The following is a 3,879-nucleotide window of genomic DNA, read 5'->3' as shown; positions in this document are numbered from 1 at the left end:
ATTGTTTTGGTTCTCGGAGCGCTTCTAGGGCTTGGCTGGCTCCGGCGGCGGATCCCTCTCTTCAAGAGAGTTTTCAAGCTCATTTTCAAGGGATCGCTGCCAACTTCCAGCCCAGAGGCCCGTTTCCGCGCAGCGCTGGAAGCCAGCTTAGATGCCATCTATCTCTTGGAGGCGGTGCGGGATCCTTTTACCGGCGAGATTGCGGATTTTGTCTTTGTGGATGTCAACGCCAAGGGGGAGGAGCTGATTTCCCGCCGCCGGGAGGAGATCCTCGGCCAAAGGCTGTGCGAGCTGCTGCCCATCAACCGCACGGCTGGCTTTTTTGAAAAATACAAGCGGGTGGTGGAAACCCGCATCCCCCTGGAAGAGGAGTTTCCCATCTCCGGCCAGCCGGGCTTGCGGGCCCGTTGGCTCCACCACCAGGTGGTGCCGGTGGGGGATGGGATCCTCATCACCAGCCGCAACATCAGCGAGCAGGTTGAGAGAGAGCAGGCGCTGCAGGAAAGCGAGTCCCGCTATCGCGCCCTCTACGAAGCAATCCCAGACATGATTTGGGAGATTGCTGCCGACGGTCGCATCCTCGACTGCAAGCCGCCCCGCTACTTCGCCACTCTGCGCCCCCCCGAGGACTACATTGGCCGTCGGCTCCAGGAGATTTTGCCTGCTGCGTTGAGGGAGCAATGCGAGGTTCTGGGAAGGCGGGCTCTGGCCAACCAGAGCGTCGAATACCTGGAGTACGAGATCGAGCTGCCAGGCGGGGTGCGGCAGTATCGCAGGGCCTGTATCGTTGCCCACGGCAGCGAGAAGCTCTACGTCTTGGTGCGGGACATCACAGAGCGCAAGCGGGCTGAGCTAGAGCTCAAAGCGGCCGAGGAAAAACAAAGGGCCATTCTGGCGGCCATCCCGGATCTCATCTTTCACCTCGATAGCCAGGGCGTTTGCCTGGGAGTGAGCTGTGGGGGGGAGGTGCGGCCCTACGGCTTGCCAGAAACTTACCTGGGGCGCTCACCCCACGAACTCCTGCCCCCAGACCTGGCGGAGCGGCGGCTTGCCTATATTCGCCAAGCCCTGGCCACCCAAACCCTGCAGCGCTACGAGCAAAGCCTGGAAATCGATGGCGAGGTGCGCCACGAGGAGGTGCGCATTGCCCCTCTGAATGCGCAGGAAGTGGTGCTCATCATTCGCGACATCACGGAGCGGGTGCAGGCGCAGCAAGCCCTGCAAGAGAGCGAGCAGAAGTTCCGCGCCCTGTTTGAAAATGCTGCCGTGGCCATCCTCATTCGCCATGCCGAAACGGGCGAGATCTTGGAGGCTAATCCGCGCGCCCTTGCCGCCTATGGATTTTCCAGCCTGGAGGAGCTGCGGGCCTTCGACGTTTTGGAGCAGTCCCCCTATCGCCAGGCCCTGCAGGGAAGGGGGTTCTCGCTGCAGCCTCACCTGGAGCAAGCTCGCTCTCAGGGATCTGCCCGCTTTGAGTGGCACTGGCAACGGCGGGATGGCCGGGAGTTTTGGGAAGACGTCTTCGTCCAGCCGCTGGTGCTGCGGGGGATCCCTTGCTGGGTGTTTACCGCCGTCGATATCACCGCCCGCAAGCAGGCCGAAGCAGAGCTGGAGCAATTTTTCTCGGTAGCTTTGGACTTGCTCTGCATTGCCGACGAGCAGGGGTATTTTCGCCGCCTCAACCCTGCTTGGGAGACTGTTCTGGGCCGTTCCCTCGAGGAGCTGCAGCAGCACCCCTTTTGGGAATGGGTGCACCCGGAAGATCTGCTGGCCACGCAGAAGGCGATGCAAAAGCTGCTGCAAGAAGGACGCCTGGATGGCTTAGTCAACCGCTACCGCACCCAAGACGGCAGCTACCGCTTTATCGAATGGCGCGCCTCTCTGGCGGGATCCCTGGCCTACGCTGCCGGGCGGGACATCACCCTGGCCAAGCAGACGGAAGAGCAGATGAAGGCGGCTATGGAAGCTGCCGAGGCGGCCAACCGCGCCAAGAGCGAATTCTTGGCCACCATGAGCCACGAGATCCGCACGCCCATCAACGCCATCATGGGCATGGCCAGCCTGTTGCTGGATACCCCCCTGGATCCGCAGCAGCGGGATTGGGTGCAGACCATCCGCTACGGCAGCGAGGTGCTGCTCAGCCTCATCAACGACATTTTGGATTTCTCCAAGATCGAGTCTCAGAAATTGGAGCTGGAAGAAACGCCCTTTTCCCTGCCCCAGCTCATGGAGGAGCTCTTGGATCTCATGGCCGCCCAAGCCCAGAGCAAAGATCTGGAGCTGGTGGCCTGGGTGGATCCCAGCTTGCCAGCCAGCCTGGTGGGGGATCCCAACCGCCTGCGCCAGATCCTGGCCAATCTCCTCAGCAACGCCATCAAGTTCACCCCGCAGGGAGAAGTGGTGGTAAGCGTCGAGGCCCAGGAGCAGTGGGTGAGCTTCCAGGTGCAAGACACCGGCATCGGCATCCCGCCGGAAAAGCAGGATCGCCTCTTCAAGCCTTTCAGCCAGGTGGACAGCTCCATCAGCCGCCGCTACGGCGGCACGGGCTTGGGCTTGGCCATCAGCCAGCGCCTCTGTCAACTGATGGGCGGAGAGATCTGGGTGCAAAGCCAGCCGGGCCAGGGATCCACCTTTGGTTTCCGTGTCCCGCTGCGTGTTCCGGATCCGGCCCTCTTGGCAGCCCCAGCCCTCGATGCTGCTCTAGCCGGCAAGCGGGTTTTGTTGGTGGAAGACAACGCCAGCCAACGGCAGCTCCTGGCTCGCCTGCTCCAGGCCTGGGGGATGCAGGTAACGGCCTGCAGCTTTGCAGCAGAAGCCCAAGCTCTGGCCAAGGCCCAGACTTTTGAGCTGGCCCTGGTGGATACCAGCCTGCCTGATGGCGATGGACTGGCCCTGGCCAAGGCTCTGCAGCAGGAGCAGCCCCCCCTGAGGCCTTTGCTGCTGGTGGCCCGCAGCGCGGCTTTGGCAAGTTCTGGCTCTTTTCCTGCCCTGAGCAAGCCGGTCAAGGCCTCGCAACTGCGGGCTCTGCTTTGCCAGGAAAAAGTGCCTGCCGTTACTTCCCCCTTGGAGCCCCCGCTGCCTTTGGCCAGCCGCTGCCCGTTGCACATCTTGGTAGCCGAGGACAACCCCGTCAACCAAAAAGTCATCCGCCTAATGCTGGAGCGGCTGGGCTATCAGCCGGACATCGTGGCCAACGGCCTGGAAGCTCTGCAGGCGCTGCAACTGCGCGCCTACGACCTGGTCTTGATGGATCTGCACATGCCGGAGCTGGACGGCCTAGCAGCCACCCGCCGCATCCGCAGCGAACTTCCCCCAGATCGCCAGCCGCGCATCCTTGCCCTCACCGCCGACGCTTTCCTGGAAAGCCGTGCTGCTGCCGAGGCCGCCGGCGTCGACGGCTACCTGACCAAGCCCCTGCAGCCGGCTGTGCTGGAGCGCGCTTTGCAGGAAATCTCTTCTTCTTGCACGGAAGAAAAACCGGAGCCAGCCTTGGATCCCGACACCCTGGCCAGCCTACGCAGCATGCTGGGATCCCCCGAAGACTGGCAGGAGATGGTGCAAACCTACCAGCAAGACAGCCAGGCCCTGCTGGGATCCCTGCGCCAGGCTCTGGAGCGGCAAGATGCCCAAACCGTGGCCCAACTGGCCCACCGCTTCAAGGGCAGTAGCAGCACCCTGGGGGCCAAGTCGCTAGCTCAGATGTGTCAGGAGCTGGAGAACCTCTTTCGCCACCCCTCTCCCGCTTTTGTAAACTGGGATACCCTGAAGCAGGCCTTGCAACGGTTGGAAGCCGAGTACCAGCGAGTTACCCTGGAGTTATCGGCTGCCGCGTCTGGGCCTTCTCCTGTTGCCAGTACCCATGCAGAAGCTTAATGCCAA

At 62.4% G+C, this 3,879-nt stretch carries 1 protein-coding gene; it reads left to right on the top strand.

Annotated features, from left to right (window positions below; all coding sequences use genetic code 11):
• Positions 1 to 3,873, top strand: a 3,873-nt coding sequence (locus NW844_RS03215) for a PAS domain S-box protein (protein ID WP_414333420.1), incomplete at its 5' end; no start/stop codon positions are given.
• Between the last annotated feature and the right edge of the window lie 6 nt (positions 3,874 to 3,879).

The organism is Synechococcus sp. H55.2 (genome assembly GCF_047462495.1).
GTDB lineage: Bacteria > Cyanobacteriota > Cyanobacteriia > Thermostichales > Thermostichaceae > Thermostichus.
Note: the sequence above shows the minus strand (reverse complement) of the source record. Positions and strands in the feature narration are given on the sequence as shown.